The sequence below is a fragment of the Nitrosomonas sp. genome, from assembly GCF_022842015.1.
Taxonomy (GTDB): Bacteria; Pseudomonadota; Gammaproteobacteria; order Burkholderiales; family Nitrosomonadaceae; genus Nitrosomonas.
Genome location: NZ_JALHQJ010000015.1, coordinates 28,505 through 46,186, shown reverse-complemented (window position 1 = coordinate 46,186; position 17,682 = coordinate 28,505). Strand labels below are relative to the sequence as shown.

At 43.5% G+C, this 17,682-nt stretch carries 17 protein-coding genes; 13 read left to right on the top strand and 4 right to left on the bottom strand.

Translation table 11 applies throughout. The features are described 5' to 3' along the window. The 13 genes from Q0C11_RS04435 to smbP form a co-directional block, all read left to right on the top strand. Positions 1-501, top strand: a 501-nt coding sequence (locus Q0C11_RS04435; RefSeq protein ID WP_293006109.1) for a PEP-CTERM sorting domain-containing protein, incomplete at its 5' end; no start/stop codon positions are given. 51 nt (positions 502-552) lie between these two features. Further along, positions 553-1,302, top strand: a complete 750-nt coding sequence (locus tag Q0C11_RS04430; protein ID WP_293006108.1) for a hypothetical protein — start codon at positions 553-555, stop codon at positions 1,300-1,302. A 21-nt stretch (positions 1,303-1,323) separates the two neighbouring features. Then, a complete protein-coding gene (locus Q0C11_RS04425) occupies positions 1,324-1,620 on the top strand; it encodes a hypothetical protein (protein ID WP_293006106.1) in 297 nt (98 codons plus the stop codon). A gap of 57 nt (positions 1,621-1,677) precedes the next feature. Further along, positions 1,678-1,935, top strand: coding sequence for a hypothetical protein (locus Q0C11_RS04420; protein ID WP_293006105.1), 258 nt, complete (start codon positions 1,678-1,680; stop codon positions 1,933-1,935). A 404-nt stretch (positions 1,936-2,339) separates the two neighbouring features. After that, positions 2,340-3,005: a DNA methyltransferase gene (locus Q0C11_RS04415; protein WP_293006103.1), complete on the top strand. Its 666-nt coding sequence runs from the start codon at positions 2,340-2,342 to the stop codon at positions 3,003-3,005. A 16-nt stretch (positions 3,006-3,021) separates the two neighbouring features. Next, on the top strand, positions 3,022-3,768 hold the full coding sequence (locus tag Q0C11_RS04410; protein WP_293006101.1) for a phage regulatory protein/antirepressor Ant: 747 nt from the start codon (positions 3,022-3,024) through the stop codon (positions 3,766-3,768). A 14-nt stretch (positions 3,769-3,782) separates the two neighbouring features. Continuing rightward, positions 3,783-4,469 carry a hypothetical protein gene (locus Q0C11_RS04405; RefSeq protein ID WP_293006099.1) on the top strand — a complete coding sequence of 229 codons (687 nt, stop codon included), beginning with the start codon at positions 3,783-3,785 and terminating at the stop codon, positions 4,467-4,469. Further along, a complete protein-coding gene (locus Q0C11_RS04400; protein WP_293006098.1) occupies positions 4,462-4,896 on the top strand; it encodes a RusA family crossover junction endodeoxyribonuclease in 435 nt (144 codons plus the stop codon). Before Q0C11_RS04405 ends, Q0C11_RS04400 begins: the two co-directional genes overlap by 8 nt. Positions 4,897-4,999: 103 nt before the next feature. After that, a complete protein-coding gene (locus Q0C11_RS04395) occupies positions 5,000-5,635 on the top strand; it encodes a helix-turn-helix transcriptional regulator (RefSeq protein WP_293006096.1) in 636 nt (211 codons plus the stop codon). 3 nt (positions 5,636-5,638) lie between these two features. Then, positions 5,639-6,520 carry a hypothetical protein gene (locus Q0C11_RS04390; RefSeq protein WP_293006095.1) on the top strand — a complete coding sequence of 294 codons (882 nt, stop codon included), beginning with the start codon at positions 5,639-5,641 and terminating at the stop codon, positions 6,518-6,520. Further along, on the top strand, positions 6,517-8,040 hold the full coding sequence (locus tag Q0C11_RS04385) for a hypothetical protein (RefSeq protein WP_293006093.1): 1,524 nt from the start codon (positions 6,517-6,519) through the stop codon (positions 8,038-8,040). The genes Q0C11_RS04390 and Q0C11_RS04385 overlap by 4 nt, the downstream gene beginning before the upstream one ends. A 1,045-nt stretch (positions 8,041-9,085) precedes the next feature. After that, the gene (locus tag Q0C11_RS04380; protein ID WP_293006091.1) at positions 9,086-10,144 is read left to right on the top strand and encodes an LPO_1073/Vpar_1526 family protein; all 1,059 of its coding nucleotides are present in this window, start codon (positions 9,086-9,088) and stop codon (positions 10,142-10,144) included. A 514-nt stretch (positions 10,145-10,658) separates the two neighbouring features. Then, positions 10,659-11,051, top strand: coding sequence for a small metal-binding protein SmbP (gene smbP / locus Q0C11_RS04375; RefSeq protein WP_293006089.1), 393 nt, complete (start codon positions 10,659-10,661; stop codon positions 11,049-11,051). Between the two features lie 188 nt (positions 11,052-11,239). Here smbP and Q0C11_RS04370 read toward each other — a convergent pair whose 3' ends face one another. The 4 genes from Q0C11_RS04370 to Q0C11_RS04355 form a co-directional block, all read right to left on the bottom strand. Beyond that, the gene (locus Q0C11_RS04370) at positions 11,240-12,850 is read right to left on the bottom strand and encodes a hypothetical protein (RefSeq protein WP_293006087.1); all 1,611 of its coding nucleotides are present in this window, start codon (positions 12,848-12,850) and stop codon (positions 11,240-11,242) included. A 189-nt stretch (positions 12,851-13,039) separates the two neighbouring features. Beyond that, positions 13,040-15,157, bottom strand: a complete 2,118-nt coding sequence (locus tag Q0C11_RS04365; RefSeq protein ID WP_293006085.1) for a transglycosylase SLT domain-containing protein — start codon at positions 15,155-15,157, stop codon at positions 13,040-13,042. Between the two features lie 10 nt (positions 15,158-15,167). After that, a complete protein-coding gene (locus tag Q0C11_RS04360; protein WP_293006083.1) occupies positions 15,168-16,079 on the bottom strand; it encodes a hypothetical protein in 912 nt (303 codons plus the stop codon). Positions 16,080-16,095: 16 nt separating this feature from the next. After that, the gene (locus tag Q0C11_RS04355; RefSeq protein WP_293006081.1) at positions 16,096-17,649 is read right to left on the bottom strand and encodes a hypothetical protein; all 1,554 of its coding nucleotides are present in this window, start codon (positions 17,647-17,649) and stop codon (positions 16,096-16,098) included. Positions 17,650-17,682: the final 33 nt, after the last annotated feature.

Below are 17,682 nucleotides of genomic sequence, written 5' to 3'. Positions count from 1 at the left end.
TTTGTCTCGTTTACGGCTTCAGCTGCAGGTCCTTTTTATCAGTTCACTGTGGCTAAGAACGGTCATGTTTATGCGACGGTGGAGCCTAGTAGCGCCTCTTACGAAAACCATATGTACGCGGTTATTAATGGAGTTAAGTCGGGGGTATTTCTTAATAATCATTCGCCGGTCGGAACTGTTGTTGACTTTGGTAAATATCACAAGGGCGATCACGTTCAATTCCGCGTAGATGTTATTGATACGGGTAATACGTGGTGGTCGAACCCCGCAAAGAATTCCGATCATTTGCAGCACATGCAAGTTGACTTTAACTCGAAAGGAATGCATCTGCGCACAGGATTTGAGGATATTCGAGGCGGCGGAGATTTTGACTACAACGACATGAATGGATTGTGGAAAAACGTGCACGTTGCTGCCGTACCAGAGCCGGAAACATACCTAATGATGTTGTTCGGATTGTTGGTGGTCGTGTATGCGTTCAGGGCAAGAAAGTTTAAATAACAAGCAGGCTAATTTAAGTGTAACCGATTAAGTTTAACTAGCGAGACAAGCATGATCCACTACCACGGAACGCCTATAACGCCAGATGAAACATGCCTTTCGGCGGTTAAAGGGGGTCATGCTTTCGTTTCTCATAGATACCCTGGGCAATTAGGTTTAATTCTTGATGTTTGCCAGTCTTTCGCTGTTGATAACGGTGCTTTTTCGGCATGGAAGAGCGGATCTCCTGTTGAAGTTTGGTCAAGATATTACGAGTGGGTTGCACGTTTACACCGATTCCCTTCATTCGATTTTGCGGTGATTCCTGACGTGATCGATGGAGACGAAAAAGCAAACGATGAACTTATCGCTGAATGGCCTTGGAAAGATAGTTTTAAATCCAAAGGTGTCGGCGCACCTGTTTGGCATATGCATGAATCAATAGATCGTCTATTCAGACTTGCCACTGAATGGCCGCGCGTATGTATTGGTAGCAGCGCCCAGTATGCGGTTGTTGGAAGCGGAATTTGGTGGAATCGTATGGCCGAAGCTATGAATGCGATATGTGACAAAGAAGGAAATCCAATCTGCAAATTGCATGGTTTGAGAATGCTTGATGTTGATGTTTTTTCTAGGTTTCCTTTTTCGAGCGCGGATAGCACGAACATCGCGCAGAACGTCGGTATAGATCAAAAATGGAAGGGAACGTATACGCCAGCCAGCAAAAATTTACGAGCTCTTGTTATGAGAGACAGAATTGAATCTGTTCAGGCGTTAACTTTTTGGGATAAGAAGCAGATACAGCGTGGATTGGATATTTAAAGTTTAACTAGCGAGGTAATCATGGCATCAAAAGAGAGTGAAAGATTGGTTAGTTGGTTTGATGACTTGCTGAAAAGCGTTGCGGATCGGTTACACAAAATCGACATTGAAAAAAAGAAATCTGAAATGGAGTTAGATAAAACAAAGCGGGAGAGAGACGAAGCCAAAAATGAATCAGCGAGAAACAAATTACTCATCAAGCGAGAAAGAACTAGAGCGAATCAAGCTGACGACAAATCGACCTGCTCGTTACTGTGGTTGATAGCCGTGTGCATAGGTTTCGCCATCTATTTTACCTGGACGCAATTGTTTTGGTGATAGAGCGCAAGTACGCGCAATAGCGACGATTATTTTTTTATAAATTTAAGGACGGTTATGAGCATTTCACAGATTAAACAAGCAGAAAAAAGAGCAGATCAGTATCCACAAGAAACGGAACATGAAGCGGAGTTAAAGCGGCTTCAAGAGTATGCGGACGGTCGTGATATTTGTATTGATATGTTGCTGCAACGGTGCGACGACAAAGAAACTGAGGTGGTAAAAGAGAAAGTTAAGACAAAAATAATGTCGATTCTTTGCGCGACGCTGACCGCATCGGCTTTGCTTTACATTCTCATAATCAATTATTTCTGATTTACGCTGCATTTATGAGCGGCACAGTTTAATGCCTTGCTACTGTGAGCAATGAGGGCAGAGCGCCTACAGTCAAACAGGCGTGTGATTTTATCGAGATTTGTCATGATCCCGAATATAAAAAACTCTGCATCGATAAGTGGGGCGAATGGTTCGGTGAAAGTTTAGCGATTGCAATCCGGAGCGAATTGGAAGCAAGAAAAAATAAACAGGGCAAAAAGTAATATGAAATTTCAGTTTCCTGGATGCTGAAAATATAAAGAGCCAGGGCAAAGAACCATGAATATTTTAAGGATTTATCTTTTTGATTGAATCACAAGCACTTGAAGTATTCATGGTTGTTTGATTAGAAGCCTATATGGACTGGATAGATTGGAAAAGCTGAAAATGGAGATAACAAGGCAATGGAGCAACAGAGAATCGGTAACGCAACAATAATGAATGTTGATTGCATGGAATTCATGAGTACGTTGCCAGACAAGCACTTCGATTTGGCGGTTTGCGATCCACCCTATTTTGATGGTCCGCAAAAACCAGGTTATTACGCCGGATCAAAACAAAAAACTGATGTTGGTAGTTACAAGGATATTTCTTCAAGCTGGACGGTACCCGGAAAAGAATATTTTGAAGAACTGGTACGAATTTCAAGAAACCAGATCATATGGGGCATTAATTACTATGAATTCTTGGCGCCTGGCGGACGGTTAATATGGATAAAAGGCGAGCAAGGAAGTCCATTCAGCATGGCTGAGATTGCTTATCAATCATTCTATCTTAGAGTGGATATCTTTAAGCACTTGTGGGCTGGTTTTTGGCAAGAACCAGGGCATCACAAAGAAAAGCGCATCCATCCAACGCAAAAGCCGGTGCCGCTCTATGAGTGGATTCTGGTTAATTACGCAAAACTCGGGCAAAAAATATTCGATTCTCACATGGGATCAGGATCAAGCGCTATCGCTGCTAATAACCTTGGGTTTGAGTTCTTCGGATGCGAATTAGATAAAGATTACTACGAAGTTGCGTGCAAGCGCGTGATTGAGTATTCCAGACAAGAAAGATTGTTTGCTTAATGGAGGTATGACAAAGATGAGTATCGTAACCCTATCAAGTAACCAACCCGTTACAACCACTTTAGCCATTGCGGAAGGCACCAATAACGATCATGCGAGCGTTATTAAACTTGTACGAACTTATCTGGTTGATTTAGAAGAGTTCGGAAGGGTCGGATTTCAAATCGCACCCTTTGAAACCGCCGGTGGAGTCCAGCAGCGTGAGATTGCAGTGCTTAATGAACAACAATCTACATTATTGATGACCTATATGCGGAACAACGAGGTGGTTCGAGAGTTTAAGAAGCGTTTGGTTAAAGAATTTTGGGCAATGTCGCAGAAAATACGGCAGCAATCACAGAATCCCGCAAACCTATCGCGGCTTCAGTTACTTGAAATGGCCATACAAGCGGAACAAGAAAGAATGCTGCTTGAGAATAAGGTCGATGAACTATCACCCAAAGCGGATGCGCTTGATCGTATCGCAACCCATAGCAACGGCTCATTTTGTGTGCGCGATGCCGCCAAAACCCTCCAGATACAAGAAAAGAAATTCAAACAACTATTGTTTGCTGAAAAATGGCTATACAGACGGCCAATGGGAGCTGAATTGCTTGCTTACTCTGACAAGCTGCAAAGCGGATTGATGGAACACAAAATAACCAAGGTGGATAAAGATGATGGATCTGAGAGAATATTTACGCAAGCGAGAATTACCGCAAAAGGTCTGGCTAAATTATCAAAGATGCTTACTGCTAACCGGCCTGATCAGTTGTTTGCTTAGGAGGGCATAAAAAAATGTCTGATGTTGTGGCGATTTCAGCTTCAAGGGGCGCTTATAGGGAAACTGCTGACGGTTCTCTGGAAGTGAAAATTATCATAGATCCTCGTTTTAAAGATGATTTTCATCGTATTTTCAGGGAAAAAGACATGCGGGTTGCGCTTGCGCCATTGATACCAAAAGCTGCCGGCCTGGATATCCATACCACAGAGATAGCAACTAAAACCCCAAACAGGCTGGCTCAGGCGATGCACCTGGATGGATATTTTCGCAACCCGAAGTTATGGACCGGAATGGAAATAGCTGAAGTTTACAAGCAGGATGATCATAAAAAATATGTGGAAACACTTCCTTGCTGCGGTACCAAGTTCGCAAAGCATATTAACTGCGATGGCGATGTAGTGGGGCACCACGTCAAAACATCGGCCAATTCCGGCGTAGGAATCAAACCGCCGCACTGGTACCTGGTGCCATTGTGCCATAACCATCATATGACGTGGGCTCATGGCTCACATGCCGGATCCGCAACCCATGAAGATAGGCATGAGGTCCTTTTGCCGCACGCGGTTGCGCTTACGGCTAATCAAATGAAAGTGTACGTAAAGAAATTGATAGGAATCAGCAGCCTTTCCGAGATAACAATCGAATTGCTTAATACATTTGAAGAAGAAATCTTTGGTGAGGTAGTACATAAGTATGAGTGAAATTCAATTTGTGGTGCCAGGTCAGCCGGTGGCCAAGGGTAGACCAAAAGCGGCAAAAAGAGGCGATCACATAACCATCTACACGCCAAAGAAAACGGTTAATTATGAAAGCCTGGTTGCCTATGCAGCAAGCATAGCGATGGCAGGAAAAAATTTGATGTTAAAGCCTATTTATCTTGAATTGGATGTGAGGCTACCGATACCGGCCTCATGGTCTGCCAAGAAAAAGAAAAAGGCCGTGGATGGCTTGATAGCTGCCACCAAGAAACCAGATTTGGATAATCTTGAAAAATCGATCAAAGACGGAATGAACGGTGTGGTTTGGCATGATGATTCGCTGGTAGTGAAGGTTGCCAAGGGTAAACGCTACGCTGAAACCCCAGGTGTTGTAGTGATCGTGCGTGAACTTGATTTGGAGAGCGCTTAACAATGAATGACGCAAATGATTCAAAAGAATCTGAGAGCACAGAAAAAAACGCAGCCTGCAGCGATAAACGCAACACCATTTAATCACGTGGAGTGATCGTTCTATGGCTAGAGTCGTCAAGTATATTCCAAAAACAGAAGATCGAATCCGCCTCGTAAAAATATTGGGCAAACGTTTGCGTGAGGCGCGTGAAATACACGGTCTAAGCCAGAGTCAGGCTGCAATGCGTCTTGGATACGCCAACTCTTCAAAGCTGGCCAAGATTGAAGCCGGATCGGATACCAATTCAATCCCGCTGTGGCTAATTATCCGGGCAGCAAGGCTCTATCACGTATCAATCGATTTTCTATTCGGTGAATCAAGCGATTGGGAGATGAGCGCCCAGGCCGTAACTGAAAGAGATACCCAAAAATGGCTGTTTGAGGCATGGGATCAAGCCAGGCGCGAAGATATGGATAAGGTCAGGAGACTTCAAGACAGAATCGATGCTGTGACCGCATTCATGAAGAACTTCTTTGAGTCTGCTGTTGACTTGGAAATAGCCATGCAAAAGTTCATTGAGCTCAATCCGCAATTCAATGACATGAAGGGCAGTAATTCGCTTCTGACCAAAGCGGACAGGATCGCTGACTTGACCAAAAAATCACGCACCAAGCTGGAAATATACGCAGAACTAGCCAATGGTATCAATCGATTCAAGATAGACACCAACCCGCAACCACGGCTTTTTACGGATTAACCCATGGCAGCTAAACCGAAATTAACCCCGGAAGAGTGGGATGCGGTGAGAACTGCCTGGGAATCTGATCCCAGGGAAGGTTACTCATGGTTGGTTACTGAATTGAACCTGCCGGTATCAAGACCCGCTATTGGTAAGGTTGCGGCGCGGGAAGGGTGGAAAAAATTCAAGGTTACGCAAAAGAGCGAAACCATCAAAGAATCTGCCGCAGAGAAACCATCGAAACCTAAGCTACAAAGGGCTCAGAGCAAGAAAAGCGCCGCCAAGGTTACGAAGGTTACGCAAAATAACAGCGAAACCTTGAGCGAAACCATCAGCAAAACCATGGAGAAACCATCGAAAAAGCGGGCAGGGCAACCATCGCTATTTAAAGAAGAGTATATAAGTCAGGTATATAAATTATGTATGTTAGGGGCTACTGACAATGAGTTGGCTGATTTTTTTAACGTGACGGAAACTACAATTAACAATTGGAAAATAGAATTCCCTCCTTTCTTTGAGTCACTTACCAGGGGTAAGACAATGGCCGATGCAGATATGGCCGTAAGTCTCTATAAAAGGGGGATGGGATACTCTCATCCTGAAGTGCACGTCAGCAGCTATATGGGCGAGATCACCTTAACCGAATTAACGAAACATTACCCGCCTGAGACCGGAGCGGCCTTTTTGTGGCTGAAAAACAGGCAACCTAAGAAATGGAAAGACAAGATCGAACTTAAAGAGGAAATCAACTTAAACGTTTTCCCGCCCAAAGAAGAACTGGACGCCATTTACGCCAAAGCGCTTGAGGATGCCAAAAAGCAAAACGAAACGCTTCTTGGGCGGCGTGAGCGGCTTGGGGTTGTTATCGATAACGAAACCGGCTTGATTGATGATGATCTATGAATAAGCGAGTATTACTGCCCGAAGATCCACGATGGTTGCCATTTTGTGAACGCTACGCAGGAAGTATTGAGCGTTTCGCTATTGAAGTGGTCGGCATAACGCCCTCATATCAGCAGATGGAACTATTCGGCAGTGTTTCCCCTTCCAGATCGCGCACTTCTGTTGCTTCTGGTCATGGCACCGGAAAAACGGCAGGAATAGCAGTTATCGTTTTGTGGCATCAATTATGCTACCCAATGTCGGTTACATTGCTGACAGCAAACGATATGGATCAGCTAAAAGCAACCGCATGGAAAGAAATAGGCATATCACACGAACGTATCCGGCGTGGAAGGCATGGATGGATTGCTGAACACCTCGAAATTCTGGCCGATGCATCGTGTCGGATAAAAGGATTTGAAGCAATCTGGTTCACTGAAAGCAAGACCGCCAACGAAAAAACCGCAAACAAGATGGCTGGCCGGCACGGTGAATGGTTGCTGGTAATTGGTGATGAGGCTTCAACGCTTCCTGATGCGGTGCTAACCACATTATCGGGTGCTTTAACTGAGCAGCATAACCGGATGTTGCTGACCAGCCAGTTCACGCGCAACGCCGGGTTCTTTTATCGAACACAGAATGACCTATCGATTGAGAATGGCGGCGAGTGGACTAATCTCAGGTTTAATTCGTTTGATTCTCCATTTGTAAGTGATTCGTCTCTCAAAGAGTTGTGGGAACAATACGACGACGATGAGAGAAACGTTCGGCTGTTAGGAATTTCGCCGCAAGACTCATCAAAGCACATGATGAACAGGAAGGTGGCCGAGGCCATGTACCGGCGCGGTCGAATAATTAATGACAATGAGAATTATGGTTGGTTGGTATTGGCTGATATAGCTTCAGGCGAGGGTTTGCGCGATAAATCAGCGTGCGTTTTGGCGCGTGCAATCGGTTATGGTGACATGGGCCCGGACGCACGCCGGGTGGAAGTCGTCAAAGTACCACTTCTGACCAACAAAATCCGCTCAAATACGTTTGCCGGTTACGTTTCAGACAACGGATCCGATCTGTCCAACGTTACGTATGTAATTGATTCGGGTGGGCTCGGTATCAACGTATGCCAAGACCTTGAGGACATGAATAAGGTTGTGCACCGCGTGAACTGGGGCAATCCCTGCTTTAAGAATATAAATAAGGATAGGTATCTTAATCTACGGGCCCAGGCCATGCATCAAGCAGCCAGGGCAGCGAAAGACGGACGGTTGTCGATTCTAACCAGCGATTATCGTAATGCCATGTTGGATCAATCAGCCCGAATACCCAAAACATTTACGGATAAAGGCCGTATAAGAGTGCCGCCCAAAGGTGCCACTGAATGGGATGGGATGAGTTCACCTGACCTTTGGGATGCTGTTTGCTTTGCGTTTCTTGAGGATGTGAGTTACATCGTGTCAGGTGAGGGCGGGTGCGGTGGATTGACCGATTCTGCGGCTGATACCGCGTTAAAAAGAACCGAAGAAATGTTTAGTGATGTTTGATGCAGCGAAACGCATTTCAAAGAATTTGATAGAAGACTCCTCACCATTCCCGGAGAGTTTTCAAGATACATGACGCGCTTGAACCAGTTGTCCGTGTCGTAGCTGGAAAAGAAAGTGTTTGAATTGTATTGCTCGGCCAGTGTGCATGTAGAAAAACGATGGATCGTTTAGCCGATTCGACCGCAACGATTGCTGAAACTAAAGAAACTAATAAGCCTGCCGAAATGGCTGATATTGTAAACGATTCAGTAGTTCCAGTCTCTACAACGATAACAAATCAGCCCATCAGGGAATCGCATTTCAATGCTAACCGAGAATGTTGACTGGTCGCAGGTCGCGGCGTGCATTTCAAGCCCGGAAAACTGCATTTGCTATAGCCATAAGGCGCAACGGCTCAATATCGTACCTGACACCTGCAATGCAGCCATTAACTATGGTTAGATTGTTACTAACAAGCTTTAGAGGAAGGAAATTTGAAAATTCTGGATTTTATTACTTACAAACTGTTATTAATGCCTTATGTTTTATTCATTATTTTTCTTAGAAGTAATGGATTTATTACGCCTAAACGCTTTCAGTGTTTGCTATTCGATATACCCGAAAGAATGTCAAAACGCCTTTAAACTTTGACCAGTAGCAAATCTTTTAAGGCGGCTCCGAGGCTTTGCCAAAGGCAAAATGTAGGAGTTTTCAAGTTTGCGTAAACGGGTCATTTTCTTCTGCCATCTTCAATTCCCACATAATTCCACTTAGACTATATTAAAGAACAGGCTTGTGTGACGTTAGAAATTAACAGTAAAACACATTCAACTAGATGATAATATATATTTTTTAAACTAATAAAAAAGGTTTTATGATGATGAACTTGATAAATGAATATTCAATTATTATTGGAGGGGTTTGCATTGCTTTTTTAGTTCCTATTTATTTTATTGTTACTAAATTCGTGTTTAAGAAAAGCAAAGATAAAAATATTACACAGAAAATACAGGCCGGGAATAATTCTACTAACATTCAATCTGGTAAAGATATTAAATTTTAGAAAATGTTTAATAATTCAAAAGAACTGGTTGCGGGAAATGACTCATTAAATGTGCAAGCTGGCGTTATAAAAGTTGGATTAACATATTCTGAATGTAAAGAAATATTTCTAGATCTTTTTAATGCAAATTTTCCAAAATTGTTAGAGCAAGCAGGTAGGATTGCGCATGAGCGCGCGGAGTATATTTCGCAAAAAATATTTTTGGAACTTTTTAATCGAAACCCACAATCAATCATAAAGTTTAGCCAACCCGATTTACAATGTGATTTATTAACGGTTCAACGTGAATATGCCAGACAGGGCAACATTGAGATAGGGGATTTACTTGTTGAGCTTTTGATTGAACGTGTTTTGCAAACTGAGCAAAATGTGCTGCAAATAAATCTTACCGAGGCTCTTAGTATCGCTCCTAAACTATCTGCAAAACAACTCGATATTCTTACAATTGCTTTGCTTTCAAAACTTACTTTTTTTAATGAATATGAGCAATATTCTTATTTGATTGATTATCTTGAAACTAAAGTCTGCCCTTTTTCTAAAGAATATGCATATGAGCCTATAGATTATATTCATCTCGAATACTTAAGATGTTTATATAAATTACACAGTAATGGATTAGAAGATCCCCTCACTTCAAAATTAATTTCCGAGCCTAAGCTAATGAGATACTTTGCTAACGGAGCTACAATTGAGCAAGTTATTGAAAGATTTGGTGATATTAATCATATTGATAAAATATTAACAGAATCGTATCATGATTCATCTAAGTTACAATTAATTACATATGACCCTGTTAAATTTAATAAAATTCTTATCGATAATAAAATTACTTTTACAAAAGATCAAAATTTTTATTGGTATTTTACCGCAGGTGGTCAGCTTATGGGGGATGGGGAAATTAAGAAAATATTAAAGCAAGAAATACCTTGCATTGAGAAAGTGTTTCGATCGATAGAACGATTAAATGATTTTAAATTATATCCTTTAGGTATCGTTATTGCACAAGCAAACTACAAAAGGAGAATGGGTAATACTTTGGATATTTCTCAATTGATAATTTAACTACTCTTTTTCTCAAATTCTCTCTTTTAAAGTGGGTATGTTAAGTAAAACTTCTTTCTAAAATCATACCAAACCGGCTTTCAAGAACCAGTTGCCGTTTATAAAAATCAGCTTTAACTTCCAGTGTATTAATATCCTCATTGTGCCGCACTAACCCCTGCTTTAACAGTTCACTCGCGCTGCAAACTCAATAGCTGCTGGGCTTTCCAGAACAAAGCGCTATTCTCCTGCGGAGGAAAACCGTTTTCCATTCCGGAACACAAAACAAGTAACCCACAAACCGATATCCTTTCCTTTAATTGAACTCGCAATTCACCGTGGTCTTGCTGCGGGGATAGGTGTCGGGCGTGCGGAGCAAATTTATTACGGATGGATTGCTTCTAAAAATCGTTAAAGAAGTAGGTTAAACACAAATAGACGCTAAAACCAGTTTATTTAAAACATTGGGATAATTTCAGAGTTCTATACTTCTTTGCATATTGTCAGAAAAAAAATTACATTGGAGCTTATAACAATGTTTGAAAATAATGTAATGAGTAGAAAATCCAAAACTTATTTCAAGAATCAACAAGACTTACTGTATTCCAGCATAATAATTATTATAACTTTAGCTCTATCCGCATGTATGGCAGAGAATCATTTACATCAGGCTATTAGATATTCTGAGGCTTCAATAATTGCTGATGATGGAGCAACAATTGCAAGACACTCAACAACCGCAATAAGTCATGCGCTTTCAGTGCAAGATCAAGAGTATATTTCGTCTGCCAACCGTATTCATTTAGCAATGGCCATTGTTAGTTTGGAGAAGGCTATTGAAAATGGATATTATGACAAGGATGATTCAGCAAGGAATGCCGCACGTATCGCTATAGCTCACTTCAAAGAAATTAAGATAACTAAATAATTTAACCTACAACTTCTCCAAGGGTCGCGCCGCCGTCCGGCGCGAAGAGTGTGGCCCCGAAAAGGAGGGGCATGCTGCCCGATCCCTGACGAGGTTTATCTAAGTCCTAATTCCGTTATTGCTGAACGCTTTTTGATAGTTCTTCCATTTTATGGTTTATCTGATTAGACAAAACCTAACTTACGCCATCATAACTGTGTGCATAGATCAAAATAACCATTCCACACTGTACCATCATTTCTGAGTAAATAGGATGAATAATCTGGTCCAAAGCCGATGATATTTGTAATGCCTGGCAAATTGCACATCTGAATTGGAGTAAGATACTTAGCCTCTGCTCTGGGTGGTCCGGTTTTAAGAAAGCCGCTGCCCCATCCCCATATTGTTCCGTCTCCCTTTAATGCATAAGATGCAAAGGTACTTGTCTGAATATCAACGATATCATGCAGGTCCACTAACTGAACAGGTGTTGGAATGGGAGTTATAATATCCATTGACGTTCCGGTTCCAACGCCAATTGCACCATATAGATTATTCCATCCCCATGCCCAGACTGTTCCATCATTTTTGAGTGCAAGAGTGTTGAAGGTACCCACAGAAATTTTGATAATGCCGGTCAGCTCACTCACTTCTGTAGGCTTATCTACAGTTGTTGTTGTCATTCCAGTACCAAGTTGATTACCAGTATTATCTCCCCATGCCCAGACCGTTCCATCTTTTTTCAAAGCAAACACCTTCACCCCGACCAATGTCCCCACTACAGTAATTTCTTTAACACCAGTCAATCCAGCCACTTGTTCGGGAGTATCACGATCTGAACCTGTTATCCCATGAGGTAATATGGTATCAGAGTTCGTTCCATCTCCAAGCTGACCAACAAAATTACTTCCCCATGCCCAGACTGTTCCGTCACTTTTAAGCACATAGTAACTATTGAGCGCTCCATTCCCAGGGCCAGATTGAAAATCAATAACGTCAGAAAATTCATCAATCTGCGAAGGTAGACGAGTAGATTCACTACTGACACAAACTATAGCATGATCAATAATTCTGTTGGCTTGGCAACCCCATATCCATAATGTTCCATCCTGTTTAATCGCATAAAAGCCAGTGTGAGAAATTGTATTGTTTTGACCGATTACGGCCACATCGGTGAGCCCTTTTATTTGAGTAGGAGTGTACTGAAATTCTTTTAATGCTGCTAATCCTCCTGCTCCGTTACCAAGATCACCTTCAATATTCCATCCCCATGCCCAGACGGTTCCATCATTCTTAAGTGCAATAGTAGCATTAGCCCCGCTTATTACACTGGCGACATCGGTTAGACCTATAACTTTGACGGGCGTTGAACGAGCCTCTTTAGTACCGTCTCCTAGTTGGCCAAAACCATTATTTCCCCAACCCCAAACTGTTCCGTCTGTTTTGATTACAAAAGCTTGGCTACCTAAGACCATCGATTTAACATTAGTCAGTTTTCCATTATTGGCTGTCAGCAACAAATTAGAAAGACTATCAATGTAAGTCGGATTGACATTTCCCCAAGGCCCGCCGAATACATAGACACCGTTTTCATTTGTATTAACACCTGCATAAACATTTGAGTTTGGGTAAAAACGAAATAACCATGGCGTGATACTTTGCGTTGTTTCATGAGTTGGAAAGTATTGTGGATAATTACTCTCAGCCCAGTTTAATAATGTCTCTGTATTACTAGCTGTATCTGCAAAAGCAAAACTGATACTGCCAAGAAAATTTAGTGTGCAGCAAAACAAGATCAGTTGTTTTAATCGTTTTTTCATTATTATTTTCCGTTGAGTAGTCGAAATTGAATATGTTTAAAGAAAAACATCTTTATTCTTTTTTATTACAATTATCTACAGCGAATTAATATTAGCATGGAACTTATTCTTCAGGATTCACCTTCTTGCTCAACAGGTTTATATTTCAGATTGTCTGCCGCCAATATAATCAGTTTATGGAAACCGAAGTTAGGTGCTGTAGCCGCCTGTCACAATATGAGCAATACGCCGATCTTTCACATCCTGTCCTATTTCCTGTTTTGCGACCGCGTTTGAGGTGTCTTTTTTGCTGCTGATACTTCCCACTGGCGTAATAATTGGCGGGGCATCCGGTATCGAAGGTATGGATGACGACACGGAAGGAATGCTTGGCGCGGGTGCAAAAACGGTTTTAGCCGAATCATAGCTAACCGACGATGTGAAGGAATTGCTAGTTTCCGGTATGGACGCACCGACCACTGAAGCATAGCGTTTATCCAGAGCGGCCTTGTTAGCATCGATGTATTCAGCAGCAGTTGCGCTATTTTTACCGTAGTTATTATCAATGCCGAATTGTGTTTTTTGGGATAGATCGCCCTTTGAAAGCCCTTTTTCAGCCCCTTGAATCACTTCCTTGGCTGCAGCCGGTCCTAGTTGGTGCATCATATAGAGGTTTTCGGGTGTGATCGGCAATCCCTGCTTCTTAAGCATGTTCATGTTTTCCACCGTCAACTTCATGCCACCCTCAATGTTCTCATCAATATCAAAGCGATTCTTAATACCGACGCCAGTAGCGGTTCTCCCTGTGAATTGAAACACTCCAATGGCGCCGGTCTCGCTGATAGCATTGGGGTTGCCTCCGCTTTCCATGGCCGCTATTTTTTGCATCATAACGGGATCGAGCCCATGCTTCTTTGCTTGAGCCGCGATCTTGGCCTGAATCTCAGGCGACATTCCACCCTTTAAGTTTGCCGAAGTATTGGCCGCGCTGGTCTTTAATGCGCGTATTCTCTGCGCTTCAGCGTCAGTATAGGTTCCATGGCTGGCCAGTTTATCGCCGCCTTTTATGCCATTAAATGATGCCCTGTGCCGGTAGCCTTTGGGCATTACTGTTTCCAGCGCGGATCCTGCACCCGCTTCTGCAGTATCGTATGCACGCTTAACTGCTGATGAAACTTTATCTTTGACCGCCTGGTATCCACTTTTAACGGTATCAATAACCGGTTTGAGTGTTTTGTTGATATCAATGCCCAGTTTATCTTTGACGAATCCGGTAAACGTGGACCAGGCCGATTCGATCTTGCTGCTGACGCCTTCAATGAATGAGGTTAATTTTTCGCCAATAAGGTCCAGTGGACGGCGTATTGCCTCTATCGTTTTGTCATGAGCATTTGATAATTTTTCTCTGATATCCTTTCCTGATCCGGTCATTAACCACCCGATTCCAGCTATGGCCAGTGGCAGAACATACCTCATTAACCAACTAGTACCACCGCTATCGGACGTGCCGGTGGATTCTGTCGTCTCTTCAATATTTTTCAGGCTTTTATTGGCCGCTTTATTGAATAATGTTTCGTCTTTGCGGAATAATCTTAACTCACCAAAAATGCGACGAAACCACCGATCTTTGCGCTTCTCATCAATCCCATTGCCTATTGATAGCATTTCATAGCCGCGTGATAACGGCTGAGAAACTTCATTAAATGCTTTGATGGTAGGGTCAGTGTCCTCCATGCCGCCGCCGATGCTGCCAACAGCATTAACAATCTTGTTTGCTGCATCACGCAGAGTTCTACCGCCCTCTTCATTGGCGTAAACGGAACTTTCCACGCTATCATCCGTGCCACTTCGATTTCTGAAGCTGTCGTTTTTCTTCTCAAACCGTCCTGTCGTGGTATTTCTGTTTGCTGGCGCGGGAATGTTATTTCTCTCGCTTCGATTGCCGGATCCCTCGTTTTCTCCATTCGTGGTTGCTATTTTAGGGTTACGAGTGTTTCGAGTAATTGCTTCTCGTTCGAGAGGACTGGCTAGTTGCGAAAACTTACTCGTGCCAATGTCCTCACTGATTGGCTTGGCTATTGGCCTACCGGACGATGAATTAATAGCGCTCCTGGCTAGTGGTGTAGCTACTTGTGGTCTTGCCGGCGCATCCGGTAGTGGCTTTTTAATCCGAACTATAGGTGCCGCTAAGTCTCCCTTGCTGCTGCCGGTCAGAGCCGCACGGATTGCACGCAAATCTTCCCTGATTTCATTCCAAAGCCCGAAGGTTTTATCAAGATCAACGGATTCACCAATCAAAAATCCTTGATTGTCATGTTTAACGGCCATTGTCAGATTCCTATGCTTTTATGAAAGTATCTATTTGCGAGAATGTCATTTGCACCTCTGCCATAGCATCCTCGCGTCTGGACAGGCTGATATCAAGATTAGCTGGCCTGAACCATCCGATGCTCTCATACGCCCCATAGAGCGTGCTTTCTCGGGTAACAAATGAATGAATAATATTGAACTTGATGGCGTACATTGACGGCAACCCCACGGTACCATCTTGCGCTACAACATTGCTGTGGTGAAGTTCATACCATTTCTTTATGGTGCCAAACTGATCATCCATAGTGGAAATACGCATTTCTACCGGTTCGCCGGTGCGCACCGAATCGATAACCGAACCGCCCGTTCTGTGCTTATCACTGCCCACGGTAAGCGGCGCGTACTCAATCTCTGTTGCGAACATATTAAGCCAGGGGGATACCCAGTCGCCCATCAGTCGGCTGGATGCCTCAATCAAGAATAAGTTTTTCTTAGCCAGCCTGGTCGATTGCATTGTTTCATAGATTCTTAGCGCTTCTGTTGGAGTAATGCCGCCAAATAAGGGGGAAGGGCGGTTCCAGTACATTGCCTGGGAAGCTGCAGCACTCATGCCCGGTAAAAGTTTATTCAGCAATCCTGAATCGAGTATGCGCAAACCTGCGGCGTTTACATCGCCGCGCATGATATCGCCTACAACCCCGGCGCCAACGTTTAATCCGCGTCTTGCCGTGATAGGAATGTGCTTATTGATCTGGTTAATGACGACATTTCGACCGGTGGCCGCGCCAATACTGCCGATTGCTTTGGCCAGTTCGCCATTGCCCATCATGCTGGCGGCTCTTTGGCCGATAGTGTTGGTAATGGAACTGGCGCCACCTATTACTGAGCCGGTGAGACCACCCCTTGAGAGTGATTGTGCTACATTGTTATATAAACTCATACTTGCCCACTATTGGTTAATTTCCGCCACCAAAGCTGCCGCCTTCGCCTTCCGGATCATTTTTCACTTTAACGATGGTTGCAAACAATTTAGCCTGATCATCATCAAGCATCATGTTTTTAGTCAAGAATTCAGCCATTATTTCTTCGGTAGCGCCCATGTCCTTCATCATTTGAATCGATTGAGCCAACAGTAAGCCTGAATTCATTGAATCTGCTTTGGTACGCTGTTTTTCTGCCTCAAGTGCAGAGATTGAGCCGAAGAAATTAATATGCCACGGGCGATCTCTTTCATTGAATACAATGCCATACCGCTTCATGGTGTGGATGTCAATAATCTGGTTGAACATGTCGGCCAGTGATGAGCGGATCATTCGGGCATTTTCAGCAGCCTGGGCGGATGTTCTAAAAAATCCGCCTTCACCCAGTCCACCCGCCAGTTGATCGGCAAAACCAAGCATGGAAAGATCGACACCGATGGCACCGGATAGCAATCGTGCATGAATCATCACGTCGTCGATTATGATGCTTTGCATGGTTGATTTATCTGCACTGGATATTGAAACCAGTTGCTTGTCTGCGTACATTGGAAGGATTGAGGTGACGGTTTCCGGTATCGATCTGCCGTTTTCTATAGCCTCGGCAACGATTCCTTTAATATCCTTGTACATCGACACAACCGATGCCATAAACCGGTCCTGCTGCTCTTTAGTCATATTTTGCATCTGCAGCCCTACAATTCTGTGATCAAGCGATGCCTTCCATCGTTGACTGACCATGCCAAGTAACGTTGAATTGAAGTTGTTGTAGGCTTCCTCCGCGTTATACAAGAGCGAACCACCGGCCATGCTTGGCATGAGCGGTAATTCGTTAAGATCATCCTCAGTAATTGCTATTCTGAGTGATTTCTCAACCACTCCATACTGAGGTGTCCATTGCGTGCGTGACATTTTTAAACGAGCCATTTGCGATACATCCAGGCGCTCAAAATTGCGTCTGCCCGTAAATACGGCATAGCCAACGGTACGATTACCGCGCTCGAACGGTTGCACCATTGGTGGTCTGACCATTTCATCGGTGCTTACATCGATCACGCCCCGGTTATCCGTGTAAACGCGGCCATAGGCATCACCAAAAACCGCACCTATGTACGCGGTCTGAAATGCAATTCTATTGAATATGGGTTGGAGTTCCTCGGCTGTCTCTTCGACTAGCCGGATCAGCCTTTTATCCTTGCTGGCAGCAGGTGTCGTCTCCATAAATACGATATCGCCATTTGTTTCGTGACCACCAAGCGCTGATGTGACAAGTAGTTTCAATGCCGATGAAACAACGGCGTCTGACTCCATCTCACTCCACTTATTGTAGATTTGCTGCCTTGACCTAGCCGATTTTTTGCCCGATCCAAGCAATGATGCAACCGTCGTAATACCGGACCCATAAAGAAAGGTGTCTGCAGGTTGGATTTCCTGAGCAGGGTCCAGGTATTCGGATTTCCAGCGCTTTCCGGGTATCCCAAGGCTTGCGAGTAAACCTGGTTTTTTGGTTAATTTATTGTCTGAGGTAGGCATATGTCACACGATGGCAAATGATGCGCAGATATT